The following is a 25,597-nucleotide window of genomic DNA, read 5'->3' as shown; positions in this document are numbered from 1 at the left end:
GTACCGGCAACTACGTATTCAGCGACCCGGATTACCGCCCACTCGGTGATCCTCGCGCGCTCAACCGCAGTCAATGAGGCAGAGATCTCGACATGCAAATGATCATGGAAATCCTCAATCCTCCGGCATCACTGCCGGAGCACTCCCGCAGCCAAGTTTTCACCTCAGCCGGTGGCTTGGCGGGTCGCAACGATGACTGCCACTGGTGCATCCCCGACCCGACAAAACAGCTCTCCGGCCAACATGCGCGCATCAGTTTTCACGACGGCGACTTTTACCTCACCGATACCAGCAGCAATGGTACCTGGGAGGTGCATACCGGCAAGCGCCTGACCAAGGACCGGCCGCTGCGCCTGCGCAATCGCGCCGTCTACCGGCTGAGCCAATTCGAGATCGGTGTACGCCTGGTACAACCCTCGGATCTGCTCACCCTCGGCGCCGGGCGCCGACTGCCCGCTGACAGCGTGATCCGGGAAGACTACCTGGATGCCGACCCCATCACATTGCTCGACCGGGTAGCACATCACGCTAGTGATGATGACCTGAGCGATGTGCTGAACACTTCGCCGAAAGTCGACCAGCACGATGATCACACTCAGTTGGAAGCCACCCATGTGCGGGTACCGACCCTGGCACCCGCGCCTACCGCCATGGCAGCGCCAACCCCGCTCTCCTCGGCGCCATTCTGGAATGAGTTCGGAAGCGCCCTGGGTATGGACCTGCTCCATCTCTCCGATCACGAGCGTGAGACGCTGGCGGTCAATGCTGCCCACCTGCTGCGCAGTTGCACCACAGAGCTACAGCGATGCTTGCGCACCTGCGCCGAGCTCAAACACGACACCCGGATTGAATCGGACGCTGACGTTCGCCTGGACTCAGCAGCGGAGCTGGTGCATGCACCGCTGTCGGCCAGTTTGGCGCAAGTCGGTCGTAGCTGCCGCACGCTGCAACGCCATCAAGTGGCCACGCATGCCGCCAGCCGCACCGCGTTGCGTAATGCGGTGGAACAACTATCGCCGGCCAATGTGACCTTGCACTTCGAGCCAACCGCCTCGCGACGCTGGTTCATTGCACAAGGGCGATGGAAAACCTACTGCCGGCTGCATCAGGACCAACGCGAGGCACTCCTGCAACACCCTTTGGGAGAAGGCTACCCCCACGCCTACAACGAGCAGCAGCGCCTGCTCGACACCTTTGAGCACCTGCCAACAGGAGAGATTTGATGCCTTACCTAAGAACATTGGCCTGCATGGCTTTGGGGCTGTTGCTGAGCGGGTGCTCGGCCCTGTCCCCTTATTCTTCCATGACCAAACTGGAACTGTCCCTTACCGCCAGCGAGGACGTGAATCCAGATATTCATGGCCGCCCTTCGCCCATCGTGTTGCGGCTGATGGAGCTCAAACACCCGGTGGCGTTTGAGAACGCCGACTTCTTCAGCCTTTATGAGCGCCCGAAGACTGCCCTGGCCGTCGATTTGGTGAACACCGAAGAGCTGGAGTTGAGCCCCGGCAAACAGGTCGAGCTCAAGTTGAGTGTGCAGCCCTCCAGCCACTACGTGGCCGTACTCGCCGCCTACCGCGATCTGCCAGAAACCCAGTGGCGCTATGTGATCCCACTGAAGCCCGCCGAGATCAACCGAACCCATCTGATACTCGATCAGCACGGCATACGCCCCCCCGCCGATCCCAAGCCAGCCGCCGAGGGCAGACCATGAATACGGATAAAACAGTCTGGAAAGAAGGCATGTTGCTGCGCCCGCAACACTTCCAACAGAACGACCGCTACTACGCGCATCAGTTGAACATGCGCACCCGGTTGACCAGCCCCTACAGCTGGGGCCTCTTCAATTTGGAAGTGGACACCAGCTACCTGAGACAGGCCAAGGTGTTGGTTCGGGCCGCCTCAGGGATCATGCCGGATGGCACTTTTTTTGAGCATACCCATGACCGTCAAGCGCTGACACTGGATGTGCCGCCGAACGCCTATGACGTACCGGTATACCTGGGGCTTCCTCTGATCAGTGGCAGCCAGGTAGAAACCCGCGATGCGACCCAGACTGACGCGCTGGCACGCTACCTCAGCCACGATCTCGATGTGACCGACTCGAATGCCGGTGCCCACACCACCAATGCGATGAGTTGCGCGCGACTGGATCTGCAGTTGCTTCTGGGGGAGCAACGCCGTGACAGCGCGTTCGTCAAAATCAAGCTCTGCCATATCCAAGGTGTCGACAACAACAACATCGCCATCCTGCAATCGGGTTTCCTGCCCAGTCATTTGCATGTTCACGCCTGCAAGAGCCTGGTCGAGTGCGTCGAACAGGTACTTAACCAACTCAACAGCCGCGGCGAAGCCATCGCTGACCGGATGCGCTCCACCGGCCAGATTGGGGGGGCGGAGCTGGGCGACTTCATGATGTTGCAGTTGATCAACCGCTCGGAGCTGCTGCTGCGTCACTCCCTGGCAATGGATCAGCTCCATCCCGAACAGCTCTATCGCAGCCTTCTGACCCTAGTCGGTGATCTATCGGCGTTTTCCAGCGCACGCCGACCCGAGGCGGTACTGGTCGGCTATGACCACCAGGATCAGCTCGGGTGTTTCCTCAAGCTCCGGGACGAAATCAGCCAAGTGCTGTCGCTGGTTCTGGAACAGCACGCGGTCGAGCTGTCGCTGGAGCAACACAAATACGGCGTTCAGGTGGCGCGCCTGGAAGACCCGTCCTTCCTCAAGAACGGCTACTTCGTGTTGGTCGCCAGTGCCCAGTGCGAGATGGGCGAATTACGCCAGCGCCTGCCACAGCATCTGAAGATCGGCACCGTCAACAGCATCCGCGACCTGGTCAATCTGCATCTGCCCGGTATCAAGCTGAGCCCGCTGCCTGTGGCACCCAGGCAGATCCCTTACCACACGGACAAATCGTATTTCAAGCTCGAACTCTCCATCCAGGACATCTCGGACCTGGAGAGCTCCCGTGGCTTCGCGCTGCACCTATCGGGTGAGTTCACCGCGCTTGAACTGCAATTCTGGGCCATCAGGAGCTGATTACCATGCAACGCGATACTTTTGGCAGCCTGGATAACAAGACTGTGATCGTCAACCTGGATGGTACGGCGCCCGCGCAGAGCGCATTGACCGACTTTGAGCAGCCGCCCCGCTACGAGGAACTGGAATCTCACTATGTGTATTCCGCGCGAAAGGAAGCCATCCAAACCTTCAGCATCAGCCCCAATCCCCTGGTGGCCGCAGCGGCGGATCTGCTTTCCGATGTGGTCAAGCTCAAGCAACGCAAGCGCTGCAAAGACCTCATCAAGCTCAATAAACGCCTGAACAATGACATCAAGGCGTTCGAGCGCCGAACCCGATTGGCCGGGGTGGAACACTACGAAGTTCAGACCGCCCGGTACCTGTTATGCACCGTGGTTGACGAAGCGGTGCTGACTACTGAGTGGGGCAAGCACAGTGACTGGCCGCATCGCAGCCTGCTCAGCCACTTCCATAACGAGACCTCTGGCGGTGAGAAATTCTTCCTGCTGGTGGAGCGAGTGATCAAGAACCCGGCCCGGCACCTGCACATGCTTGAACTGATGTATCTGTGCCTGTCGCTCGGGTTCAAGGGCAAGTACGCGATGGATACGACGGGGGGCAGCGTGGAGCTGGAAGAGATCCGCGACGACCTCTATCGCCACATTCGTCAGTTGCGTGGCGATACCCCGCATGAGCTATCGCCGCAATGGCAGGGCCTGCTTCGAGAGCATCGAACACACACACGGTTGGTGCCGTGGTGGTTGGTAGCACTGTTCACTGTGATCAGCCTCGCCACGCTCTACGCCGGGTTTGCCTGGGTGCTGAAAGAGCAACGGGGGGCGGTGCTTGAGCCTTTCCAATTGCCTGCGCCAACGGCGATTGAACAGACAAACAGCGTACTGCCTAAGGAGGTTGCGAATGCGTCCTCCAATCGCTGATTCGGCTGCTGTGCCTGAACACAGAAGACCTCTGAGATGCCTGCGCCTGGGCATCCTTGCCATTGCCCTGCTCAGCCTGAATGCCTGCAGTTGGGTCGCCCTCGCCGCCAAGGAAGGTGCCGTCTCAGCCACCGGCCGCTACGGCCTGGACAGCTTCACCTTCGAGGGCACGCTGCCGGCGGAATTCGGTATGGACATCATGCCCTCCTATGACCCGGTGGACCCCGAGAGCAGCGTCTGTCAGCGCCAGAACCTGTATGGCGAATGGAGTGCGCGCTACTACGGCACCAGCGACAACATACCCATTCAGGCGCAACCACAGGCCTTTAGCCACAAGGTACCGCTGACCTACAGCGTTGGCCTGTGCACGATGCGGCTGACAGCGCTGGACCTGAATATCAATGGGCGCTACGGCCAGCAACGTTGGCAACAAACTTACGCCAATGGCGGCTTCAGGATTTTCAACCAGTTGCCGGCAGACTCACCCAAGTTCGACAAAGATGGAATTCGCTCCGTGACCGCGCAATGCAACTGGCTGTTTCAGCAAAGTCAGGCGAAATCTCGGTTTGGTGAAATCAGCAAGCTCCTCACCTGCGCAGCCAGCGGTACCCATCTGCAATATGACCAATTGGCCGGAAAGACAGTGAAGTTGGTCATTGAGGTCAACCCCGAGGAAGAGCCCTCGCACGATGACACGTGGATCAAATTCCCAACAGGCTGGAAACCCTGCGCACATGAAAGCAATGGTTGGCGTTGGTGCAGAAATCCGCCCGTATTCCAAACCTTCCAAATGAACGGCCGGACCTGCACGGTCTATCCGGGCTGTACGGAGTAATCACGAATGACTTTTAAGCTTAAGGAAACCTGCCCGAAACGCGGTTCGTGGTGCAGCTTTCGTCTGGTTGATGAACATGGTGAAGCCGCACCCTATGCAGGTATTGACTACACCCTGCATGACCGCATGGGCATGACCTACTCGGGAACACTCGACAGTAAGGGTTACGCGCGCCTGGAGAACTTTTATATCGGCCCTCTGATACTTGATCTATCTTCGCCCAATCAGAACTTCGATGACACTTGGTACAAAGAACTTCAAACACGGAAGCACTTCAAGCTTCCATTAACCGCCCTTCAGGTCGCTGCCGAGCAAGCCCCGACAGGCCCGCGCCGAAATGGCCGTACCTACTTGGCACGCGAGCTTGCCGAAAAAGAACAGGCCGTATTTTTCCAGGTTGAAGTTCGCGACTTTGCCAAGCCTGGCGAAGCGGCTCATCTGCCAGACGCGGATACCACGCTCCAACCACGCCCGTCGCCTTTTCTGAAAGAAGCTTGTACGCACTCCAACACCCAGCCCGGCATTGCCTTGATGGTCAACAAGCACAATGTGCTGGAAGTTAAGGCCCTGCGTGCCTTAAGCCCGCTGCTGTCACGCGACAAAACTTTCTGCGCTTTGAATGCCTATCACCTGTCGATGATGGCCGTACTCAGCTATGCGCCGTTTCACCGCGAGCGCAGGCCTGACGAAGCACCGACACCACCACCCTACACCGTGCCAGGCTGCATCGGCAGCGTCCTGCAAAGCCAGCTCGGCCACCTGCTCCCGCCGACCCAGTTCAAGCAAAGCGGCCCGTTCCATCTGCTGAGCGAAGAGGTGCCCTACTCCAAACGTTTGGAGATCATGCCTTACGATCCCGAACGCTATGCCAAGGAAGCCAAGGCCGACTGGAAGTACCCTGAACAGGTGCACTTTCTTCATCATAAGAAGACTGAAACCCAGGCCTTTATCACCCACAACGACAAGGTAGTGCTGATTTCGGTGCGCGGCAGCCAGGAGTTCGCTGACTTTCTACGTGACGCAGATGCCCGACAAGTGCCGCATGTCGACGGCCAGGGGAAGATCCATCGCGGCTTTCACGCTGCCTTTCTGGTTGCCCGCACATTTGTAGAGCGATATATGGATGCGTTCTACCGCAAGGGGCAAACCATTCTTGTCTGCGGGCATAGCTTGGGTGGCGCCATCGCACTGCTGCTGGCCGAATGGCTACAACGCGAATACTCCGACGATATCCAGCTCTACACCTACGGTTCCCCACGCACCGGCAACCGGACCTTCGTCGAGGCTGCCCAGTCCCTGCCCCACCATCGGCTGGTCAACCACAACGACCCAATCCCGTCGGTTCCGGCCACCTGGATGGACGCCGAATGGAAAATGGCGCTACCCGGCAGTGCCATGCTCATCGCCAGTATCGGCAACCCAATGATCGGTACCGTCCTGCTACTGGGCGGCCTGCTCAACCTGCGTGGCGATCCCTACCAGCACCATGGCGAACAGCGGCACTTCATGCCGCGCAAATCCGGCTTGACCGCGGCCTCGTCGGTGCTCTGGCAACCCGGCTGCGCGGCCATCGAAGAGCTGACCTGCGCGAAGTTCGCCGGCGCCATCGAGCTCAAAGGCGACATGCCCGCGCGCCAGTCCTTCGCCACGCAAGTGCTGTCGATGGGCGAACACTTCAATGACCCCGGCTATGCCAATGCCGCATTGGCCACCTTGCTGCGCTGGTACGCCAGCGTCTCCCGGGAGAAAGAAACGGGCGCGCTGTTCACCGACAGGGAGCGTAAGCAATTGGGCTTGCAGATCGAGTCCATTCAGGCCGAGGTCGAGCAGGTCCCGGCACTGACCTACACCCAGTTCCGCCACAACCTGCGAGGGCGAACCGACCTACGGTTCGATCGCCTGACCGAGCTGCAACTGCGCACGCTGTTCCAGGACAGCCAGCAGCAACTGAACGCCTTGCGCACCCAGCAGCGTCAGGAGCTCAGCCGGGCGCAAAAACGCCTGAAAGCACAAGGCGAGCGAACACTCGGTTGGCAGGATGTGTTTGGCGATGTCGCCGACAGCCCAGCCCTGCAGCAGTTGCTCAAGGCCTGGCTCACCCTGGACGCCAACCAGGCGGCAGCTGGCCTGGCCAAGGTCACCCCACAAAATACCGAACGGGCCTACGCCTGATTTCTGCCTCAGAGAGCCTCTTCGATGAAAAAGCTATTCACCTCACTGACCCGCCTCTTAGCCCAGACGTGGCTATGGAGCCTGCTCGTGGTTATCGCGCTGGCCTTGCTGATCTGGTTCGCTGGCCCCTTGTTGGCGGTGGCTGATCACCGTTTCTGGGAAAGCGCCACGTCCCGGTTGCTGACCATCTGCGGGCTGTTGCTCGCCTGGGGCCTGTTTCTTGTTGCGAGTGATCGGCGCAACGCCGTCGGTTCGGTAAACAACGGCCAGGATCCCCTGCCGCCCTCACGGCGTGCTGTCGACAAGGAACAGGCCACGCTGCGTCGCCTGTTCAAAAGCGCCGTGCAGACGCTGCAACGATCCGGGTTGTACAGCGGCCATAGTGCACGGTGGCGCAAAGAGTTGCCCTGGTACCTGATGATAGGCCCCGAAGGCGCAGGCAAGACCAGCCTGCTCGACCACTCCGGCGTCAAGTTTCCGCTCAACCAACTGGACGGCCAGCAGAGCAGCCCGCCGCCGGCAACCCAACAGTGTGACTGGTATTTCGCCGAACAAGGCGTGCTGCTGGATACCAGCGGCCGTTACCTGGCCGCACAGGAACCTGCGGACACCGAAGGGTGGCGTACCTTGCTGAAATTGTTGCGCCGTCGTCGGCTCAGCCGCCCTATCAATGGAGTGCTGGTCAATATTCCGATCACCCTGTTGCTGGACAGCAATCCCGAGCCGCTGAGGCACTTGGCCGGACAGGTCCGAAGCCGGCTGCTGGACATCCATCAGCGCCTGCATAGCCGGCTGCCGGTGTACCTGGTACTCACCAAGGCCGATAGCGTTCAAGGTTTCGATGCTTTTTTCAGCCAGCTCTCCCGAGAAGAAAGCCAACAGGTGTTGGGGATCAGCTTCAAGGAGCACCAGCAAGGCACCGACCCAACGGTGCTGCATGAAACCTTCGAAGACCTGCTCCGGCGCTTGAACAGCCAGGTTGTGATGCGCCTGCAGCAGGAACGCAGCATCGAATCCAGGGGCCGCATTCTGGACTTCCCACACCGGCTGGGCCTGATCGGCACCCACCTGGCGCTGCTGGTTGAAACCGCCTTTGCCGGCAACCGCTATGAGCCTGCCAGCCAGTTACGCGGCGTCTACCTGGCCAGCGTTCCGCACTGGGACAGTGCCACCCCCAGCAGTACCGCTGACCCGGACGAGGTGGAAGCGCCGGTAGTAGCGCCACGTACGCTGCGCACAATGCGTGGCGCCCCGCGCTTTGTGCATCATCTGCTTACCCGCGTGGTATTTCCTGAAGCCGGATTGGCGGGGTTGGACGCACGGGAATCACGCCGCCTGCACTGGGGGCAACGGGCGTTGTACGCCGGCGCACTGGGTTGCCTGGCGTTGTTCGGGCTGCTGTGGATTGGTGGTTTCACGCAGAATCACCAACGCTTCGAACAGTTGCGCACCCTGGGCCAACAGTTCGGGCAGCAACTGGCGGCAATCACCCCCCAGGATGATGCACTGGGGGTCTTGCCCGAGCTGGAAACCAGTTACCGCGCCACACAAGTATTCCCGCCTCAGTCGGCACTGGCACTGCACGAACGTACTGGCCTGTACCAAGGTGAGCCTGCCACCGCCGTTCTGCAGCAACGCTACCAGCATGAGCTGGACAGGCAATTGCTGCCGCGCGTTGCACGTCAGTTGGAAGGGCAAATCCGCGCAAACCTGAGCAACCGGCAAGCACTGCTCGACAACCTGCGTACCTACCTGATGCTGGGCCGCCCGGAACACCGTGACAACGACACCCTCAAAGACTGGGTAGCCACGGACTGGGATCGACGCTACGCGGGCAATGTGGCCGCGCAGGCAAGTTTGAACGAACACTTCTCCCGCCTGCTGCAACAGCCCTTCGAGTATCCACTCAACGACAGCCTGGTCACCCAGGCCCGCCAGGCGCTGCGCAAGGAGCCGCTGGCCCAGTTGGTCTACCGCAGCCTGCGCGAGCAGTCGCGCAACCTGCCGCCGTATCGTCTGGACGAGCATCTGGGGCCGCAGGGGCTGGCGTTGACCGGAACCCATACGGTAATCCCAGGCCTGTACACACAGCAGGGCTATCAGCAGTACTTCCTGGTGCGCGGTGCAACGCTTGTTCACGAGTTCCTGCGCGACAACTGGGTGATGGGCGAAAGCAGCAGCCTCAACCCCATCCAGCTGCGCGACCTGCTGGCCGAACTGGAGCAACTGTACTTTCGCGACTACGGCGAGCACTGGGATCAGGCCTTGGCCAAAGTTGCATTGCAACCGCTCAACAGCCTCGCCCAGGGGGCCGACCAGGCCGCCGCACTGATTGCCTCCAATTCGCCCCTGGTGCAGTTGTTGACGCAACTACGCGACAACACACGCTTCCCGACCGTCGGCGAAGCCGTAGCAGACGTAGCCGACGCCGCGGGCCAGATCGCGGATGTGGCTGGCCCTGTAGGCGGCCTCACGAAAGCGGTCGCCCAGAAAGCCACCACCACCCTGGCGGATAAACGTCCAGTAACGGCCAAGGCCGCCCTGCAGCGGCGCTTCGAACCGCTCCATCGGCTGTTGGACGACAATGGCGGTACTGGCCCAGAGTTGGCTCCAGCCATGGCCGCCCTCACCGACCTGCATCAACAATTGCTGGCGGTCAGCCAAGGCAACCAGCCCGATTACGCGGCCTTCGAACTGGCTAAATCCCGCCTGAGCGGCCAGCGCAGTGCCTTGGATAGCGTACGCGCATCGGCGGCCCGCTTACCCGCACCGATCACCCATTGGCTGCGCGGGATGAGCGACGACAACTGGCAACTGGTGTTGGGCGATGCCTACCACTACCTCAACAAGCGTTATCAAGGCGAGCTCTACAGCGTCTATACAACCGCCTTGCATGAGCGATATCCGTTCCATGCCCATAGCGCCAGCGATGTTGCGATCGCCGACTTCCGGGAGTTCTTCAAAGCCCAAGGCACCGTCGACAGTTTCTTCGATACCTACCTGAAACCCTTCGTCACCTTTGACGGTAACCAGTACCGCATGCGCAGTGTCGAGGGCCGGAGCCTGCCAGTGTCCCGCGGCATCCTGCAGCAGATGAGCAACGTGCAACAGATCCGTCGTGGTTTCTTTGCCGAAAATGCCTCGGAACCCTTGATCAAATTCAGCCTGGAACCCTACTCGCTCGACGCCAACCTGAGTCGCGCCGACTTCCGCTTTGGTGACAAGCAGCTGGAATATCGGCATGGCCCCATCACGTCAGCCAACTTTCAGTGGCCCAACGAAGCGAGCGATGGCCTCACCAGCCTGCTGGTTGAAGACCTCAGCGGGCACCGCACGGGTATTCAGAAGAACACCGGGCAATGGTCACTGTTTCGGCTGTTCGACCTGATGGAAACCGAGGCGCATCGCGGACGTGATGTGCTGATGCTGAAAGCCGATGTCGGCGGGTTGCGTGCCAACTACCTGCTGCTGAGCCAGCGTTCGCCCAACCCTTTCGACCTGACGGCAGTGCGCAACTTCCGTCTGCCGGCGGCGTTGTAATGATCGGGTCCTGGAGCAGTGCCGCCCACACTGACCCGGGCAAGGTGCGGGCGCGCAATGAGGACGCCTTTCTCAACTGCCCCGAACGCGGGCTCTGGGCCGTTGCCGATGGCATGGGCGGCCACCAAGCCGGCGACCTTGCCAGCCGCCTGGTAGTCGACAGCCTGCTCGCCCTACCGGCAGCGGGTGATTACGCGGAGCGCCTGGCGCAGTTGCGCCAATGCCTGCACTGGCTCAACCGTCGGCTCAATCAGGAGCTGACGGTGACGCCACAACGGCGGGACACCACCATGGGCAGCACGGTAGTGGCCCTGCTGATGCATGACAACCGGCTGGCCTGTGTGTGGGCCGGTGACAGCCGCTGCTACCTCTGGCGCGACAATCGCCTCTACCAGCTTTCACGCGATCACTCCTTGCTCGAACACCTGGTGGCGCAGCAGCACATGAGCCTCGAACAGGCCTGCCTGCACCCCTCTGCCCAGGCGTTGACCCAGGCCATCGGCGCCAAAGCGCAGCTGGAACTGGACGTGCTGGAGCTCTCCCCCCGGCCGGGCGATGTCTTCCTGTTGTGCAGCGATGGGTTGTATCAGGAACTCAGCAGCGAGGCGGTTGGCCAGGCACTCAGCCTTGCCACGCCGCAGGCCGCCGTGAAGCAACTGGTCGAATCGGCGCTGCGCGGCCCGGCGCACGACAACCTGACGGCCGTGGTGGTGCGGCTATGAGCGACCTGCACCGCGACATCATCACCGGCCCGCCACCAGGGAAAAACGCCTCGCAGCCGACATACTTTGCCTTCGCCGCACAACCTGATGTGGCCACTACAGCGATACCACTTGAACCCTTACCGGAGCGGTTGAACGATCGCTATCGGCTGGAACGCCTGCTCGGCGTGGGGGGCATGAGCGCCGTCTACTGCGCCCACGATGCACTACGTGCCCAGTTTGGCGACCCTCAGCCCTATGTGGCGATCAAGGTCATGAACGACAGCCATGCGGCGTGCCCGGATGCCAATGCGTTGTTGTTCAGTGAATTTGCGCTGACCCAGCACCTGCACCATCCCCATGTGATCCGGCTGTACGACTACGCCGTCGATGGACCATCGCAGCGGGGTTTCATCAGCATGGAATGGCTGCAGGGTGCGCCCCTCGACCGGGTGATCGCCGAGTGCCCGCAGGGAGTGTGCTGGGACCTGCTGCAGCCACTGGCGCTGGCCATACTCGATGCGGTGGTGCATGCCCATCTCCACGGTGTGGTGCATGGCGATTTGAAGCCCAGCAACCTGATGCTGGGGGACAACGGGTTACGCCTGTTCGACTTCGGTTTGGCCGCCTCGAATGACGCCCGCTTGCTCGGCCTGCCACGATTGCAACGTGAGCGCATTGCCGCCTGGACACCCGGATACGCCGCACTGGAACTGCTGGAGGGTGGCGAGATCAGCCAGGCCTCCGACCTCTACGCCCTCGCCTGTGTGTTGTACGAACTGGCGGGCGGCCAACATCCCTATCACCACTGCAGCGCCAAGCAGGCCAAGACGCAGCGGCTGGACCGTACGTTGGTGTGCCCGCCACATCTGCCCCGTGCCTGCTGGCCGGCGCTGCAGCTTGCGTTGAAGATCAACTCGGTCGCCCGGCGCATTTCAGCGCAGGAGTTACGCGCCGCCTTCAGTGAAGCGAATCGCCCACGCTGGTCAAGGTGGTTGCGCCCTTGGCATGCGCCGCCGAACCCGATCTAACCGAGGAGGTACACCCGAAGCTTGCCACTGCCGATAGTTGATACGGCAGTGGCGATTCAAGGACAGAACAACCATTTGAAGGAGCTCATTGCCGATGAGCAGCGACAACTCAAGGAAATTGACGCCATCAGGGGTCTGCAGCCCGACACAGCCGAATAGCTTCCCCCCACACGTGCCGCTTGTGCAAAGGCAGTTTGATTGCGAGGATCAAGCGCCTCGAAAACCTGACAAAAACAAGCACATTGGCCACATCTACGAGTGGAGTAACGGGGAACGATTGGACCCGAACATAGATTGTCATCTCACGATCGGGGGCGAGACGACAATCCACAAACTTGCGAATGGTAAAGATCTGTTTTGCGAAGCTCCACCCGGCGAATATAAAGCTGAGTTGCTTCAGAATTTTGATGAGCAAAAGCTCACCACAGCCCGACAGGAACTCAAAGACGCGCTTGACGCAATTATTAAACACGAGGAAGCCGAGGCTGCTGCGCTACAGAAAATTCAAGACCAGCAGAGTGCGTTCAGCAATGCTCTTGATCTAACCGGCAGCGCCGTGAGTGGATTCTTTTTAAGTGGCGTTGGACTGATCAAAGACACCAAAGCGTGGTCAGACCTTATCAACCCATTCAATCATTTTGCAAACGCTGCAATTTCTGCTTGGAATGCAAAAAGTAGCAATGGAAAATCTTGGGTCGAATCGTTCGCCAATAATTACTCAGAGGCACAGAAAAACGATCTCGTGAAGGCCCTCGGCTTTGATCCTTCAAAAATAAAACCTGAAGATCTTGCGCAAGCCTTTGAGATCGCTTGCTTCGTTTATGAAGACGCACCAAGCCAAGAGCTACTTAAAAATTTTTCGATTACCTACGTAAAAGCTCAGCACCGAAGGGAATGGGCGAAGGTTGCCGGAGCTGCAGTATTCGAGATCGTATTGGCTGCATTGCTGATTGTATTCACCGCCGGTGTTGGTCTTGCCGCTAGAGCGGCGGGATCTATTTCTACCAAGCTCCTGGGGCTTCTGAAAAAGCTTGGTGAAGTACTGAAAAAGCTGGGCGCTTGGCTAAGGTCCTACAGGATCAAATCAAATGGTACTGTGCGAGGCATATCGGGCAACGAGGCGGCTCCGGTTATCATTCCGCGACCTGCCCCATTGGTTATGGATGACATCACCCCGTCCAAGCCTGCACTACGCTCGAGTGATGCCACAAGTGTTAATGCCGCAGCTGCTTTAAAAGCTAAAACTTCAGGATTACAAAGCGCACAGCAAACGGCAGCTACCACGAAGACGTTGCCTGATGGCAGAATTCGTTACTACGATGAGGAAACGCTAGCTCGAAAAGAAGGACCTACACGTGGTGCCTCTTTTGTCACAGAGTACAACCCTAAGACAGGCTTCACGAGGCAATGGATGGAAAGCTATGATCATTCAGGCAACGTTAATCGAGTTCACCCCAAAAGCATCAATGGGCAAACATTGAAGGCGCAGCACTACCCACCAACAGGTGCAGAACTGGAGAGTTGGAAATAATGTACTCAAATAATAAACTTGCCATCGATCTTGAAAAAACACTTGCGAGAGGTTTTGATATAACCAAAATAGCTGAAGCAGCATTCAAAATACATCAAGACCATTGCTTAGAGCTCACTACCCCTATGCGTCGCGCGCTGCTTGTGTTGATGGCAATGGAAGAAGGGCCCGAGTTCGAGTTAACAGAAGCTGAATTCACGGATCTGATCACTGAAATCAAAGCAATGTAAAATGAAGAATATATACTGCTCATGACCTCACCAGCAGGGCAGTGGCCGAGTAAAGCCACTCCCCTTTACTTACAAGAACGAGCGTTATGCAGTGACCGGATTCCGCCAGTCATCAGACCCCGTCGTCCCACTGATTTCATGGGTCCAAATGATTTTCCGATAGGTGAAATACACATCTTCAAGATGGGTAAAATGCGCCATCGCCGGGTCCTGGCAGTTGGGCATGCGCGACTTCACGTCTACAATAATCGCGTCTTCCAGTTCGATTGAGTAATAGTGCTCTTGCTGCCCTTTTGCAGACGTTCGATACCAAGCAAGGTGACATTTTTCAAGACGCTCGCCCGAGGTCAAGGCGTTGAAAATCAGCGGTGAAGACTTGTCGAAGACCTTGGTGATCATCAACGGCTTGTGTACCCGCTGCCCGGTTGGTTGTCCCGACTGGGGGTCACGCGGAATGATCACCTGGTGATCAAACGCCTGAACCAGAATCTTATCTTCATGGCCTTGCTGGTAGATGTTGCCGACCGAATCCGCAGTGAAGGTACCGGATGTAATCGCTCCTTGCTTGCTACCCTCGATAATCATATAGGCAGGTGTTGGCATTGCGCTTCTCCTTATTGGGTTGAAAGCACCGGGAGATGAACCAGTGCCCAATCTGAAGTGCAAAACCAATGCCAATTATAAATATCGTTTTAATTCAATAAGTTGAAATAACACCCATCTTTTCATCTATCACCACATAGCTCTGGCCACTCAAAATTGTGCAGAGTTTTTCTCAACTTTCCAAGCCCACCTGTGTAACGTCCTGCATGCCTGACCCCCCTGATGAATCCGGGCGGGCCCTCGGCCAGAGGTGAGGCAAGAGTGCTAATGCTCAAAGCGAGCGCAATACGACAATTCCCTCGAGCAGCTGCACGATCATCATCCATTCAAGGTGCTGGCCAGCGTCTATACCCCTACAAAGACGGGCGAATCAACTTGAGTTGCAGCGATGGTTGAACATGGTCAATCGCATGCGTATGCACCAACACCGAGCGCGTTTTTTGACAGCAAATCCCGCCTGTAAAAAATATTTAACACGGCCGAGAACAGCTTTCTACACTTACCATAAATACCCTTGATTGCTTGCCCAGACGGGCCTCAACACACCACACGATCAGTTGTTTTCCCCGCAAGTAAGGACGAGGCTCATGCCAGCTACCAAAAGTGTTTCACAACTGATTTTTGTGTTCTGGCCGAGGCGCCGACTGTGCGTTCACGAGTGAAGAAGCACGCTTGATTGAACATTTCCGTACGCTGTCGGAAACCGACCGGGTGGCGACGCGCTATTTGACCAGCGCCTTCAAGGAGGTGTCCCGTTTTTGACAGACTCGTACCTCCCCACCGCCAATCTGATGATGGGTGCCAGATTGGTGGGCTTTCCGCTCAATCGCACCTCTATTCAATAGGGCTTGAAAGATCGCTCCTACACCTTCGCCAAACACTTCCGACGGCCCCATCTGAAATACCCAACAGTCACGAAAAATGACGAGCCCTTTTCTACAATAAACGTTATGTATTCAGTTGTTCTGGGCAAGAAGCCCACATCTCCTTTTATCTCATGAAGAACTTCGATCATGCTAAATACTTCGCTTTTCCCCTCATTACGTACCGCCATCGGTACATCCCTGCGGCCCCGACAGCTCAATCGAGAGGAAGAGCGCCTAGTCCATTACTACCGTTGCTTGTCGGAACAGGATCGTGAAGCGGTGCGCTGCCTGATGTTTGCGGTCAAGGAAACCAGCGAGGCGAACACCTTCACCCATAAATAGTGACACCGTCATGGGTCAGCGAACGATGAAGTACCTGCGGGGTTGGACACGTTGCCAAGAGCCTGTCTCATGGAATTTTCCTACCCAGCCGAAGCATACCTGCCGCCCCCACAAGCCATGCCATTACGCACGTGTTTGTGACCGCGACCTCGCCGCCGAAACGTTCTACCTTGCTAGAGTACGAAGCCCCATCCCCGTGGAGGATTTGCATCTCCCCATGCCCGCCTTCGTCACCCTCCAGCCTTAATTCCCCTTCGGTGGCCTGACCATCTCCCGCTGTGTGGACGCCCTGATCCGAGAGGATCTGCTCGACCCGCTGCCCTATGTGCGCCGGCACATTTGCGGCGATTGGGGCAATGTGCGCGCAGAGCATCGGCGCTATAACGATGCAGCTCTGAAGCTCGGCGGCTACCTGCTGTCGTCATACACCACCAGTGACGGCTTGGTCCTGTGTATCTTCACCGAAGCGGACCGGAACCTTACGGCGGTGTTCCTGCTGGATGAGTACTGACCGCCAGCGATAAAACCGGCATGTGCCTGATGCGGTTTGACTGACACCCACCTCCAAGCATTCGACCACGCTGACCCGATGTTCGCTGGCATCGCCGGCAACGTCACAGGCGGTCAACGCCTTCAAGACCGCGGTGCGTCAATGGCACATTGGCCGCGTTATCCCTTCATCACTTCCGTCATCCCAAGGGACGCCCACGCTTGCGGTTGGGGAGTCCCGCGGTAGCAAGGAGGCCACCATGTCATTGCTCTTCAAAGGCAGCGATCTGAAGCCGGTGCTGGCAGAGGCTATCGCCAATCAATGTTCCATCATTCTGGTCAAGGACCAGGGCGTCTACTGGCTCGCCGAGCGCGGTGAACGCCAAGCCAATGGCCGCCAGAGGTTGCTTGCCTATGCGGTGGGCTGTAACCCCGATGTCGACGTATTCGACGACTGGTGGGCGTTGGCCCGCAAGGAGCTGGGCGGCGATGATTTCGCGGAACATTTCGACCCGCATTCGGAGGCGTTCACGCCCATCCTCAACGGTGAGGAGGATCTGGAACTGGCCGCCACGGCGACCTATCTGATGTTGCGGACCGTCACGCCGTAACCCAATCAACCATCAGACCTTGAGCCCCCGCCTGCCGGGGGCTCTCTGCTATGTGCTCGCGCAGGGCTTCGCTACTCGCTTTTCGCCGGGAATTTCTCGCCATCCCCTGTTTCCAGCCACTGTGCATTAACGCTCAGCAGCCTGGCTATCTTATCGAGCTGCGAGTGTGGGATACCACGAGAAAACCAATTGGTCAGCCGCTGGGGGCTGATCTTCAGAAATAGCGCGAAATCCATTGGCGCGATCTTGCACTCCGACAGCACTACCCGCAGACGCACGCCGGAACATTCCGCGCTGGCAGCGCGAAGAGTCGTTGATCGTCGCCCCGTTTGCGTTTCTTTCCGTTGGCCGTAGACCATTCCTTGCTCCTTGTGTAGCTCCATGTGTTTTTTGCCCCTTTCACACTGCGGGTTCACTGAGTATAAACACCGCGTTCATGGGGTCCAATTCTCATGTCTCATAGCTTCTTCGGGTGAGCATTGGGGGGCGCATCACGCAGCGAGGCCTTTTCAAGCAGTTGCCAGGATAGGAAGGTTGTCGGGGTTGAGCTGATGAAGGCGAGCTGCTGCTGTCGCATGATGGGGCAAGTCCACCGCCTGGAAACCACCGTGACTCAGGATTATCGGTACCAGAAGTGACGCGTGACCAAAGGTCGATGCGCGCCGGGAAGATGAATAAACAGTAGCAGGCTTGGTGACAGGTGAACTGAGCGAATCCAGGAGCAATACGAATTTGAGTCTTACCGGATCACACTGAGCACCCACGGTTTTGCACTCAAAAAAAGACGCCTTAGCGTCTATTCCGTAAATCACAGGCAAAAAAAAGCCACTCGTTAGAGTGGCTTTTTCTTTTATGCTTGGAGCGGGAAACGAGACTCGAACTCGCGACCCCGACCTTGGCAAGGTCGTGCTCTACCAACTGAGCTATTCCCGCTTGGTGATGCGCATTCTATAGAATCCTCAGCACCCGTCAACCCCTTGATTCAAAAAAGTTTTATTTCTTTTCAACGGTGGTTCGCAGATGGGGCCAGGCCGCACGCAGATATTGCAGCATGGACCACAGGGTCAGGCCGGCCGCGACCAGCAGCAAGGCGTAGCCCGTGAGCACCCAGAACGAGAAGTCCGACGGGTTGGCCAGCAGGATCACCAGCGCGAGCATCTGCGCGGCCGTCTTCCATTTGCCCATGTTGGAAACGGCGACGTGGGCGCGCGCGCCGATTTCGGCCATCCATTCGCGCAGTGCCGAGACGACGATTTCGCGGCCGATGATGACGGCGGCCGGGAGGGTCAGCCACAGGTTGCCGTGTTCCTGCACTAGCAGCACCAGGGCGACGGCGACCATGAGTTTGTCGGCCACGGGGTCGAGGAACGCGCCGAAGGGCGTGCTCTGTTCCAGGCGACGCGCCAGGTAGCCGTCGAGCCAGTCGGTGGCGGCTGCGAAGGCGAATACCGAACTGGAGGCGACGTAGCTCCATTCATACGGCAAATAGAACAACAATATGAAAATCGGGATAAGCAGGACGCGTAGAACGGTGATCAGATTAGGGATATTCATCGGCACAACTGGCTACGAGGTGAGAAGGCATTCTATTCGCTATGCAGATTGGCATAAATCAATTCAGCGAGCTTTTTACTGATACCGGGTGCTTTGGCTATTTCGTCAATGCTGGCACGGGAGAGCTCCTGCAAGCCACCAAAATGTTTAAGCAAGTCGCGACGCCGCGTCGGGCCAACCCCCGCAACCCCTTCCAGGGTTGAGGTTCGCCGGGTTTTGCCACGGCGGGCGCGGTGGCCGGTAATGGCGAAACGGTGCGCTTCGTCGCGAATTTGTTGAATCAGGTGCAGTGCGGGTGAGTCGCCCTTCAACGTGAACTCATGGGCGGCATCATTCAAGTACAACGTCTCGAAACCGGCCTTGCGCGTGGTGCCCTTGGCCACACCGAGCAGGATCAGGTCGGGCACCGCCAGTTCGTTGAGCACGTCACGGGCCATGGATAACTGGCCCTTGCCCCCGTCTACCAGCAGGATATCGGGCAACTTGCCCTCCCCGTCCTTCAACTTGCTGAATCGCCGCGTGAGCGCCTGGTGCATGGCGGCGTAGTCATCGCCGGCGGTAACGCCTTCGATGTTGTAGCGCCGATAGTCGGCCTTGATCGGCCCTTCCGGCCCGAATACCACGCAAGAGGCCACCGTGGCCTCACCGCTGGAGTGGCTGATGTCGTAGCACTCCAGGCGCTGGGGCGGCTCGTCCAGGTTGAGGACCTCGGCCAGGGCGTCGAAGCGTGCAGCGACGTGCTGTCGATTGGCCAGGCGTGCACCCAGGGCCTGTTCGGCGTTGGTGACGGCCAGTTGCTGCCAGCGGGCACGGGTGCCGCGTACGCGGTGGCTGATGTCCAGCTCGCGGCCGCGCAGCTCGTGGATGGCCTCGATCAAGGTGGGGAAGTCTTCGTGCACCACGTTGACGATCAGTTCAGACGGCAGGTCGCGCTCAGGGCTGCTGACGTAGTACTGGCCAAGGAACGCGGCCATGACCTCTGCCACGTCTTCGTCGATACCGGTCTGCGGGAAGAAGTTCTTGCTGCCTAATACCCGCCCGCCTCGTACGCTGATCAGGTGCACACAGGCGCCGCCCGGGTTGACGAACGCGGCGATCACGTCGACGTCACCGGTGCCGCCTTCCATGCTTTGCTGGTCCTGGACACGGCGCAGCAGGGAGATCTGGTCGCGCAGTTCGGCAGCCTTTTCGAAATCCAGGGTACTGGCGGCCTGCTCCATGGCCCCGGACAGCTCATCGGTGAGTGCGTTGCTGCGCCCTTCGAGGAACATCACCGAATGGCGCACATCCTCGGCGTACTCCGAAGGTTCCACCAGGCCCACGCAGGGCGCCTTGCAGCGCTTGATCTGGTATTGCAGGCACGGCCGGGTGCGGTTCTTGTAGAAGCTGTCTTCGCATTGACGCACAAAAAAGGTTTTTTGCAGCAGGCTCAGGCTTTCACGAATCGCCCCGGCGCTGGGATAAGGCCCGAAGTACTTGCCCTTCTGCTTTTTTGCCCCGCGGTGAATGCTCAGGCGCGGAAAGTTGCCATCCGATAAAAACACGTAAGGGTAGGATTTATCATCACGCAGCAGGATGTTGTAAGGCGGCCGCCATTCCTTGATCAGCGTCTGCTCAAGCAGCAGCGCCTCGGTTTCATTGGCGGTGATGGTGGTTTCGACCTGGGCGATACGCGCCACCAGGGCGGCGGTTTTCGGCGCAAGGCCGGTCTTGCGAAAGTAGCTCGCCAGACGGTTCTTCAGGTTCTTGGCTTTGCCCACGTAAAGTAGACGCGCCTCGCTGTCGAACATGCGGTACACGCCGGGGCGGCCACTGCAGGTGGAGAGAAAGGCACTCGGATCAAACGGTGTGGTCATGTCAGGCGCTAGCGTCCACCATGCCGTGGCGCACTGCGAGCAGGGTCAATTCAACATCACTGCTGATGGCAAGCTTCTCGAAGATACGATAACGGTAGGTATTGACGGTCTTGGGCGACAGGCACAGCTTATCAGAGATGGTCTGCACCTTCTGGCAACCGACGATCATCAGGGCGATCTGGATTTCCCGCTCCGACAGCGCATCAAATGGCGAATCGCTGGTGGGCTGGAACGACTTGATCGCCAATTGCTGGGCAATCTGCGGGCTGATGTAACGCTGGCCGGCAAATACCAGGCGAATGGCTTGCACCATCTCGGCCAGGCCTGCGCCCTTGGTGAGGTAGCCGGCGGCACCGGCTTGCAGTAAACGGGTGGGAAATGGGTCTTCCTCGCACACCGTGACCACCACGACCTTGATGTCCGGATGGCTGCGCAATAACTTGGTCGTGGCACCAAGACCGCCAATCCCAGGCATCTTGACGTCCATCAGTACCACATCGGGCTTCAACTCCCGGGCCTTGATCAGGGATTCCTCCCCCGACTCCGCCTGGCCGACTACTTGCAGGCCGTCGATGTCAGCCAGCATTCGTGTAATGCCTGTACGAACGAGATCATGGTCATCGACTACTAGCACCCTAATCAAGCAGACACCTCGCGATATGGTCTTATAGGTTGCTGAACACCTTAGCAAAAAACCAAGGCGCAGACCTAGTTGCAAGTGTCATATATATAGAGATTCAACGTGCTGCGGCTGTTCGCCGGCTGGCGAACAGCACTGTTTCCTGGGCTAAAGGTCAGGAATCCTGGGGGTGAGACTTGGCTTTTCCGTTCACCACGGATGAATGCTCAGCCAAGGTACTGGTCAAGCGACGGATTGCGTCCTGGTCTTCCTTGAACATCGCTCGGTAATTGCCCAACACTTTTTCTTCGATCTTGCTCAGGTTATCCAGCTGGATCGGCGTTGGGCTGCCGGTCAATACGTACAGGATATCCACTCCTTTTTCGGCGACGCGAGACAAATAGTCGGCCTTGGGTGCGCGACCACCGCTTTCATATTTGCCTTGGGCGTTCGCTTCAACGCCTCCAATCTCTCCAAAAACTTTCTGCGACAGGCCAAGTCGCTCTCTTTCTTGCCTTAAGCGCGAACCGATTCCACTCATTTGGATGTATGATCCTAAATTGGCACACCCCAAGAGGTGTCACACCATCACTTCGTTAAACAAACTTGAACGGTTTTGAACTATGCCCGGAATCCGTACTGCTGCACAAGCCAAGGCCTGGCTGGAACATCAAGGAAAGTCAGTTCAAGCATTCGCCCGGGAGCATGGCGTAGACCCGGCAACCACCTATCAAGTGCTCGCCGGGCGAAAAAAGGGAAGGCGTGGAGAAGCCCATAAAGTGGCGGTACTTCTGGGCATGAAAGAGGGCGTTATCGTGGATAAACCTGAAGCTCAATCCCACGATGAACAAAGCACTAGCTGACAGCAGTATGCGCTTATTTGTAGGACGTGCCTGTTTTAGTCCGATGTGAGTGCGCGACACTCACGCTCCATCCGCCAGAAGCCATCCTCTTCACCGACAATGCTCAACCCCAGGCGCTGATACAGCCTTCTTGCCGGGTTGGTCTTGAACACCGTCAAACGTAGAAAGCCCAGGCCCTCGACGCGTGCCTTGAGCGCCATTTGCTCCAGCACCCATGTGCCCGCGCCCTGCTTGCGGCAGCATTCCAGCAGGTGCAGCTCGCGGATATACAGGGCCTTGCCGTCGCGGCTCAGGCTGATAAAGCCCATGACACCATCATCGTTGCAGATCAGCCAGTTCTCGCGGCCCGCCCAGGCCACGTCGAAGCCGTCGTTGGACCACAACAAACCGTTCTGACGGTAGTAATAGCTCATGGCCTGCTGGGTCAGGGTGCGGGCAAACGGCAAGTCCTGCTCGGTGGCCCGGCGCAAATGAAACCTCATTCAGAGGGCAACCACTTGGCCGGTCCACTGCCCGCCATCGCGACGGGCGATCACCAGCGCGTCGCCGACACCGGGGGCGGCAACAAGCAAGTTGCCATCGGCGGTCCAAATTGCACTGCGGCCCGCACAAGCCCAGCCTCCGGACGGGCCACCATGGTTAGCCATCAGTACCAACAGGCCATGCTGGGACGCATAGCCTTCAAGCAAAACACTGTCCGCCGCGTAGCCTGCCTCGCTGATCAGTACGCTTGCGGCATACACCGTGGCGCCCGCTGCCGCCGCTTGGCGTGGATGGCTGGCCTGGGAAAAGTCCGCACACACCGCCAGCGCGATGCGCTCCTCTGCCAATTCCAGAGGCTCGCCGCCCTGCCCCGCAGCAAATGCCAGCTTTTCGCCGGGGTGCAGATGCTGCTTGGTGTAGACGCCTACTGAACCGTCCGCCTCAAGCACCAGCGCGCCGATCAGCACACCTGTTTTTGGCGCCAAGCGCACCGGCATGCCCACCACAGCCATCAACCGCAGCTCCCGCGCCAGCTCACGCAGGGGGGCCAACACGGCGTCTTGCGGGTCGATGGCCAGGTCGACCGCCAGGAACGGCTCGTAGCCTGTCAGTGACAGTTCTGGAAACACCAGGCATTGCACGCCCTGTTCAGCCGCGGCCCGCATCAACGCCAGGTGCCGCTGGATATTGGCAGCGATATCGCCCGGGATGGAAACGGTTTGCGCCGCAGCAAGGGTCAAGGCAGTCATGGTCGCGTCCTGGCAATCATTGTTTGAGAGCCGTCAGCATATCCACACTTACCCCATAGCGGCATAGGTATCGCCGTTACCGCAGGAATGGATATGTACACGGTCCAACTGTGTTGACTGTCAGGCCGTCTTCGCAGGCAGGCCAGCTCCCACATTTGGATCGCGGTGCCTCAGCCAGGTCAGCGCCGGCTGTCAGGCCGTCACGGGAGCAAGCTCCCTCGCCACAGGTCCAGCGTCGCAGCAAAGTTGTGTAGATACCTATGCCCATAGCGGTAAGTACTGCCACGCAATAGAAATTACTGATTGAACCCACCCGCACGCCTCTAGTAAGCTCCCCCCATCATTTGGAGAGCCCCATGTTGCCACTCACCCACACTCAGGTTTGCCCTGCTGCCAGCGCCTTGCGCTCGGTGTCGGCTATCCGTGTGAACGGTTCGAGCGCACTGGCCGGCTTTTATTTTGGGTATTGGTTTAGCCACTGGCGCGCCTGATACCTGAAATCGGCGCCCACTACTCAAGGGGTCGCCTACCAGAGAAATCTAAACCCCCGGTCGGCTCCCCGACCGGGGGTTTTGTTTTTTCAGCGCCTGATAACTTGTTTTTCACGCTCACTTAAAGGAATCACACCATGAACTACGCCACCTATTACCGCTACGACACTTGCACTGCATGGCGATTTAGCCAGCTCCGTTCGGGACAGCCTGCCGCCTCCGACCGGTCACCCCGTGGTGGCAAGCCAACACACGTAGCCGATACGGCCAATTGTCGAACACCCCAGTAGGCCAAGCGTGCGGGAATCGCCCGCCGCTTGCCCAGGAAGCCTTGAATATGAACTCCTCCGTCGCCGCTTTGCCCGTCTCTGCCCTCAACAGCGCCAATGAAGCCCTGACCCAGCGTTTGCCCAGCGCTCTTGAACTCAAGCACCAACTCCCGCTCAGCCCGTTCCTCAACGAACAAGTCCACGCCCATCGCCAAGCCGTGCGCGCCATCCTCAATGGCGAAGACTCACGCTTGCTGGTGATTGTCGGCCCGTGCTCTATCCACGACCCGGAATCGGCCATGGAATACGCGCGCAATCTGAAGAAGCTCGCGCTTGAAGTCAGCGACCAGATGCTGCTGGTGATCCGTGCCTACGTCGAGAAACCGCGCACCACTGTGGGCTGGAAAGGCTTGGCCTACGATCCACACTTGGACGGCAGCGATGACATGGCCGCCGGCCTGACCCTGTCCCGCGAACTGATGCGTGAAATGCTGCGCCTGGGCCTGCCGGTGGCCACCGAGTTGCTGCAACCCATGGCCGCCGGCTACTTCGATGACCTGCTCACTTGGGTCGCCATTGGCGCACGCACTACCGAGTCGCAGATTCACCGCGAAATGGCCAGCGGCCTGGGCATGCCCGTGGGCTTCAAGAACGGCACCGACGGTGGCGTCGCCATTGCCTGCGATGCGATGCGCTCAGCCTCTCACCCGCATCGCCATTTCGGCGTGGACAGCCAGGGCCACCCGGCGATCATCCAGACTCCCGGCAACCCCGACACCCACCTGGTGCTGCGCGGCGGCCACCGTGGGCCCAACTACGATGCGCAAAGCGTGGCCGGCGTAAAGCACGACCTGGCCAAGTCCAAGGTGGCGGCGCGAATCATGGTCGATTGCAGCCATGCCAACAGCGGCAAGAACCCGCTGCGCCAACCGGCGGTATTCAATGACGTGCTGGAGCAGCGCCTGCAAGGTGATACCTCGCTGGTCGGCATGATGCTTGAGAGTCACCTGTTCGAAGGCTGCCAGCCGCTGAGCGCGTCGATGAAATACGGCGTTTCGGTGACCGATGGTTGCCTGGGTTGGGACGGGACCGAGCAGTTGTTACGCAGTGCCGCTGAGCAGTTGCGGGAACACCGCAAAGCCGACTGATCGGTGAAAATCAAAATCCGGGAGGGAGCTTGCTCTCGCTGGACGGGGTGCAGGCCCCGTCATTTTAGACAAAAAGCGGGTCCGCTTCGCGCCCCAGCGGGGGCAAGCTCCCTAAGGGACGCGGCTAGGCCCTGGCCACCGGCATGCGGGATAACTCCCGCAGCCACGGCAACACTCGCAGGCCGTGGAAGACCTCCGAGGGGTCGACGATGCCCATGAAATGTTCAAGATTGACGTTGTCCGGCACGCCCGGCAGGCGCACCCGCATTACCGGAGTTACACCGCAAGGCGCACCCAGATCCAGGTGATCGTAGACCAGCACATGACGCACCTGAGGCTGAGCTTCGTAAGCCTGGGCCATCAGCGCCGCATTGATAATCAGCACATCGAATGGGTCGGCAGGAATAGCGGTGAGAATCCGTAACTCCTCGAACGTTTGCACCGGCACGATCCGGTAATAGCCCAACTGGTTGAGCATTTTCTCGATGTACAGGCGTTGCAGATGCTGTTCATCGGCAATCAGGATGGTCAATGCTTTGTTCGGCATGGCAAACCCCTGGGCAGGCAGTGCTCGACAGTGAGCGTCGCCCATTTTCCAGACATATGCCGACGAAAAAATCAGGCATATTCCCCCTTCATGTAAGAACTTTCC

The 25,597-nt window shown here is 58.7% G+C and carries 24 protein-coding genes and 1 tRNA gene; 15 read left to right on the top strand and 10 right to left on the bottom strand.

Going from position 1 to position 25,597, the window contains the following annotated elements:
* Positions 1-92 precede the first annotated feature (92 nt).
* From tagH to ACTJLA_RS14440, 11 genes are all read left to right on the top strand, one after another.
* Positions 93-1,223 (top strand): type VI secretion system-associated FHA domain protein TagH, encoded by a 1,131-nt coding sequence (gene tagH, locus ACTJLA_RS14490; RefSeq protein WP_314544617.1) that lies wholly within the window; start codon positions 93-95, stop codon positions 1,221-1,223.
* Positions 1,223-1,714 carry a type VI secretion system lipoprotein TssJ gene (gene tssJ / locus ACTJLA_RS14485; RefSeq protein WP_314544619.1) on the top strand — a complete coding sequence of 164 codons (492 nt, stop codon included), beginning with the start codon at positions 1,223-1,225 and terminating at the stop codon, positions 1,712-1,714. The genes tagH and tssJ overlap by 1 nt, the downstream gene beginning before the upstream one ends.
* A complete protein-coding gene (gene tssK, locus ACTJLA_RS14480) occupies positions 1,711-3,042 on the top strand; it encodes a type VI secretion system baseplate subunit TssK (RefSeq protein ID WP_294204541.1) in 1,332 nt (443 codons plus the stop codon). Before tssJ ends, tssK begins: the two co-directional genes overlap by 4 nt.
* Positions 3,043-3,047: 5 nt before the next feature.
* On the top strand, positions 3,048-3,962 hold the full coding sequence (gene icmH, locus ACTJLA_RS14475) for a type IVB secretion system protein IcmH/DotU (protein ID WP_294204542.1): 915 nt from the start codon (positions 3,048-3,050) through the stop codon (positions 3,960-3,962).
* Positions 3,943-4,797 carry a hypothetical protein gene (locus tag ACTJLA_RS14470; protein WP_294204544.1) on the top strand — a complete coding sequence of 285 codons (855 nt, stop codon included), beginning with the start codon at positions 3,943-3,945 and terminating at the stop codon, positions 4,795-4,797. Before icmH ends, ACTJLA_RS14470 begins: the two co-directional genes overlap by 20 nt.
* A 6-nt stretch (positions 4,798-4,803) precedes the next feature.
* Positions 4,804-6,969: a lipase family protein gene (locus ACTJLA_RS14465; RefSeq protein WP_314544623.1), complete on the top strand. Its 2,166-nt coding sequence runs from the start codon at positions 4,804-4,806 to the stop codon at positions 6,967-6,969.
* A 24-nt stretch (positions 6,970-6,993) separates the two neighbouring features.
* Complete coding sequence (gene tssM / locus ACTJLA_RS14460; RefSeq protein WP_314544625.1) at positions 6,994-10,509, top strand: type VI secretion system membrane subunit TssM; 3,516 nt, start codon at positions 6,994-6,996, stop codon at positions 10,507-10,509.
* Positions 10,509-11,231: a PP2C family protein-serine/threonine phosphatase gene (locus tag ACTJLA_RS14455; protein WP_236453228.1), complete on the top strand. Its 723-nt coding sequence runs from the start codon at positions 10,509-10,511 to the stop codon at positions 11,229-11,231. The genes tssM and ACTJLA_RS14455 overlap by 1 nt, the downstream gene beginning before the upstream one ends.
* On the top strand, positions 11,228-12,241 hold the full coding sequence (locus ACTJLA_RS14450) for a serine/threonine-protein kinase (protein WP_314544629.1): 1,014 nt from the start codon (positions 11,228-11,230) through the stop codon (positions 12,239-12,241). The genes ACTJLA_RS14455 and ACTJLA_RS14450 overlap by 4 nt, the downstream gene beginning before the upstream one ends.
* Before the next feature lie 94 nt (positions 12,242-12,335).
* On the top strand, positions 12,336-13,772 hold the full coding sequence (locus ACTJLA_RS14445; RefSeq protein WP_294204549.1) for a hypothetical protein: 1,437 nt from the start codon (positions 12,336-12,338) through the stop codon (positions 13,770-13,772).
* Positions 13,772-14,002, top strand: coding sequence for a hypothetical protein (locus tag ACTJLA_RS14440; RefSeq protein ID WP_314544635.1), 231 nt, complete (start codon positions 13,772-13,774; stop codon positions 14,000-14,002). Before ACTJLA_RS14445 ends, ACTJLA_RS14440 begins: the two co-directional genes overlap by 1 nt.
* Before the next feature lie 84 nt (positions 14,003-14,086).
* Here the strand turns inward: ACTJLA_RS14440 and ACTJLA_RS14435 are convergent, their stop codons facing one another.
* A complete protein-coding gene (locus ACTJLA_RS14435; protein WP_236453205.1) occupies positions 14,087-14,605 on the bottom strand; it encodes an Hcp family type VI secretion system effector in 519 nt (172 codons plus the stop codon).
* 1,488 nt (positions 14,606-16,093) lie between these two features.
* Here ACTJLA_RS14435 and ACTJLA_RS14430 point away from each other — a divergent pair.
* Both ACTJLA_RS14430 and ACTJLA_RS14425 read left to right on the top strand, forming a co-directional pair.
* Positions 16,094-16,324, top strand: coding sequence for a plasmid related protein (locus tag ACTJLA_RS14430; protein ID WP_314544638.1), 231 nt, complete (start codon positions 16,094-16,096; stop codon positions 16,322-16,324).
* 238 nt (positions 16,325-16,562) lie between these two features.
* Positions 16,563-16,913 carry a DUF3085 domain-containing protein gene (locus ACTJLA_RS14425; protein ID WP_198715208.1) on the top strand — a complete coding sequence of 117 codons (351 nt, stop codon included), beginning with the start codon at positions 16,563-16,565 and terminating at the stop codon, positions 16,911-16,913.
* A gap of 71 nt (positions 16,914-16,984) precedes the next feature.
* Here ACTJLA_RS14425 and ACTJLA_RS14420 read toward each other — a convergent pair whose 3' ends face one another.
* From ACTJLA_RS14420 to ACTJLA_RS14395, 6 genes are all read right to left on the bottom strand, one after another.
* On the bottom strand, positions 16,985-17,272 hold the full coding sequence (locus ACTJLA_RS14420; RefSeq protein WP_052199959.1) for a hypothetical protein: 288 nt from the start codon (positions 17,270-17,272) through the stop codon (positions 16,985-16,987).
* 498 nt (positions 17,273-17,770) lie between these two features.
* Positions 17,771-17,846, bottom strand: a tRNA-Gly gene (locus ACTJLA_RS14415).
* Between the two features lie 60 nt (positions 17,847-17,906).
* Complete coding sequence (pgsA, locus tag ACTJLA_RS14410) at positions 17,907-18,467, bottom strand: CDP-diacylglycerol--glycerol-3-phosphate 3-phosphatidyltransferase (protein WP_003190391.1); 561 nt, start codon at positions 18,465-18,467, stop codon at positions 17,907-17,909.
* A 32-nt stretch (positions 18,468-18,499) separates the two neighbouring features.
* Positions 18,500-20,323 (bottom strand): excinuclease ABC subunit UvrC, encoded by a 1,824-nt coding sequence (gene uvrC, locus ACTJLA_RS14405; RefSeq protein WP_019821446.1) that lies wholly within the window; start codon positions 20,321-20,323, stop codon positions 18,500-18,502.
* 1 nt (position 20,324) lies between these two features.
* Positions 20,325-20,966, bottom strand: a complete 642-nt coding sequence (gacA, locus tag ACTJLA_RS14400; RefSeq protein ID WP_003190387.1) for a response regulator transcription factor GacA — start codon at positions 20,964-20,966, stop codon at positions 20,325-20,327.
* 151 nt (positions 20,967-21,117) lie between these two features.
* Complete coding sequence (locus ACTJLA_RS14395) at positions 21,118-21,483, bottom strand: helix-turn-helix domain-containing protein (RefSeq protein WP_054895748.1); 366 nt, start codon at positions 21,481-21,483, stop codon at positions 21,118-21,120.
* Positions 21,484-21,565: 82 nt separating this feature from the next.
* Here ACTJLA_RS14395 and ACTJLA_RS14390 point away from each other — a divergent pair, with 82 nt between their 5' ends.
* Entirely contained in the window at positions 21,566-21,805 is a 240-nt protein-coding gene (locus tag ACTJLA_RS14390; RefSeq protein ID WP_082423322.1) for a DNA-binding protein, read from the top strand.
* Between the two features lie 35 nt (positions 21,806-21,840).
* Here ACTJLA_RS14390 and ACTJLA_RS14385 read toward each other — a convergent pair whose 3' ends face one another.
* Both ACTJLA_RS14385 and ACTJLA_RS14380 read right to left on the bottom strand, forming a co-directional pair.
* Entirely contained in the window at positions 21,841-22,287 is a 447-nt protein-coding gene (locus tag ACTJLA_RS14385; RefSeq protein ID WP_057978354.1) for a GNAT family N-acetyltransferase, read from the bottom strand.
* Positions 22,288-23,037, bottom strand: coding sequence for a carbon-nitrogen hydrolase family protein (locus ACTJLA_RS14380; RefSeq protein ID WP_440841459.1), 750 nt, complete (start codon positions 23,035-23,037; stop codon positions 22,288-22,290).
* Between the two features lie 828 nt (positions 23,038-23,865).
* On the opposite strand from ACTJLA_RS14380, the gene ACTJLA_RS14375 reads away from it, so the two are divergent.
* Positions 23,866-24,945 carry a 3-deoxy-7-phosphoheptulonate synthase gene (locus ACTJLA_RS14375; protein WP_314544662.1) on the top strand — a complete coding sequence of 360 codons (1,080 nt, stop codon included), beginning with the start codon at positions 23,866-23,868 and terminating at the stop codon, positions 24,943-24,945.
* Between the two features lie 124 nt (positions 24,946-25,069).
* Here the strand turns inward: ACTJLA_RS14375 and ACTJLA_RS14370 are convergent, their stop codons facing one another.
* A complete protein-coding gene (locus tag ACTJLA_RS14370) occupies positions 25,070-25,492 on the bottom strand; it encodes a chemotaxis protein CheY (protein WP_314544665.1) in 423 nt (140 codons plus the stop codon).
* Positions 25,493-25,597 lie beyond the last annotated feature (105 nt).

Source organism: Pseudomonas sp. 22072 (assembly GCF_052046095.1).
In the GTDB taxonomy this organism is placed as follows: Bacteria; Pseudomonadota; Gammaproteobacteria; order Pseudomonadales; family Pseudomonadaceae; genus Aquipseudomonas; species Aquipseudomonas paracarnis.
The sequence above is the reverse complement of the archived record's forward strand: the minus strand, read 5'-3'. Positions and strand labels throughout refer to the sequence as shown.

What these genes read in the sequence shown, in the direction of transcription:
- ACTJLA_RS14425 (WP_198715208.1), top strand. Translation starts at nt 16,563, where the DNA reads ATGTCATTGCTCTTCAAAGGCAGCGATCTGAAGCCGGTGCTGGCAGAG.
- ACTJLA_RS14390 (WP_082423322.1), top strand. Translation starts at nt 21,566, where the DNA reads ATGCCCGGAATCCGTACTGCTGCACAAGCCAAGGCCTGGCTGGAACAT.
- ACTJLA_RS14380 (WP_440841459.1), bottom strand. Translation starts at nt 23,037, where the DNA reads ATGACTGCCTTGACCCTTGCTGCGGCGCAAACCGTTTCCATCCCGGGC.
- tagH (WP_314544617.1), top strand. Translation starts at nt 93, where the DNA reads ATGCAAATGATCATGGAAATCCTCAATCCTCCGGCATCACTGCCGGAG.
- icmH (WP_294204542.1), top strand. Translation starts at nt 3,048, where the DNA reads ATGCAACGCGATACTTTTGGCAGCCTGGATAACAAGACTGTGATCGTC.
- ACTJLA_RS14440 (WP_314544635.1), top strand. Translation starts at nt 13,772, where the DNA reads ATGTACTCAAATAATAAACTTGCCATCGATCTTGAAAAAACACTTGCG.
- uvrC (WP_019821446.1), bottom strand. Translation starts at nt 20,323, where the DNA reads ATGACCACACCGTTTGATCCGAGTGCCTTTCTCTCCACCTGCAGTGGC.
- ACTJLA_RS14465 (WP_314544623.1), top strand. Translation starts at nt 4,804, where the DNA reads ATGACTTTTAAGCTTAAGGAAACCTGCCCGAAACGCGGTTCGTGGTGC.
- tssJ (WP_314544619.1), top strand. Translation starts at nt 1,223, where the DNA reads ATGCCTTACCTAAGAACATTGGCCTGCATGGCTTTGGGGCTGTTGCTG.
- pgsA (WP_003190391.1), bottom strand. Translation starts at nt 18,467, where the DNA reads ATGAATATCCCTAATCTGATCACCGTTCTACGCGTCCTGCTTATCCCG.
- tssM (WP_314544625.1), top strand. Translation starts at nt 6,994, where the DNA reads ATGAAAAAGCTATTCACCTCACTGACCCGCCTCTTAGCCCAGACGTGG.
- ACTJLA_RS14470 (WP_294204544.1), top strand. Translation starts at nt 3,943, where the DNA reads ATGCGTCCTCCAATCGCTGATTCGGCTGCTGTGCCTGAACACAGAAGA.
- ACTJLA_RS14420 (WP_052199959.1), bottom strand. Translation starts at nt 17,272, where the DNA reads ATGGTCTACGGCCAACGGAAAGAAACGCAAACGGGGCGACGATCAACG.
- ACTJLA_RS14455 (WP_236453228.1), top strand. Translation starts at nt 10,509, where the DNA reads ATGATCGGGTCCTGGAGCAGTGCCGCCCACACTGACCCGGGCAAGGTG.
- ACTJLA_RS14450 (WP_314544629.1), top strand. Translation starts at nt 11,228, where the DNA reads ATGAGCGACCTGCACCGCGACATCATCACCGGCCCGCCACCAGGGAAA.
- ACTJLA_RS14435 (WP_236453205.1), bottom strand. Translation starts at nt 14,605, where the DNA reads ATGCCAACACCTGCCTATATGATTATCGAGGGTAGCAAGCAAGGAGCG.
- ACTJLA_RS14375 (WP_314544662.1), top strand. Translation starts at nt 23,866, where the DNA reads ATGAACTCCTCCGTCGCCGCTTTGCCCGTCTCTGCCCTCAACAGCGCC.
- ACTJLA_RS14370 (WP_314544665.1), bottom strand. Translation starts at nt 25,492, where the DNA reads ATGCCGAACAAAGCATTGACCATCCTGATTGCCGATGAACAGCATCTG.
- ACTJLA_RS14385 (WP_057978354.1), bottom strand. Translation starts at nt 22,287, where the DNA reads ATGAGGTTTCATTTGCGCCGGGCCACCGAGCAGGACTTGCCGTTTGCC.
- ACTJLA_RS14395 (WP_054895748.1), bottom strand. Translation starts at nt 21,483, where the DNA reads ATGAGTGGAATCGGTTCGCGCTTAAGGCAAGAAAGAGAGCGACTTGGC.
- tssK (WP_294204541.1), top strand. Translation starts at nt 1,711, where the DNA reads ATGAATACGGATAAAACAGTCTGGAAAGAAGGCATGTTGCTGCGCCCG.
- ACTJLA_RS14445 (WP_294204549.1), top strand. Translation starts at nt 12,336, where the DNA reads ATGAGCAGCGACAACTCAAGGAAATTGACGCCATCAGGGGTCTGCAGC.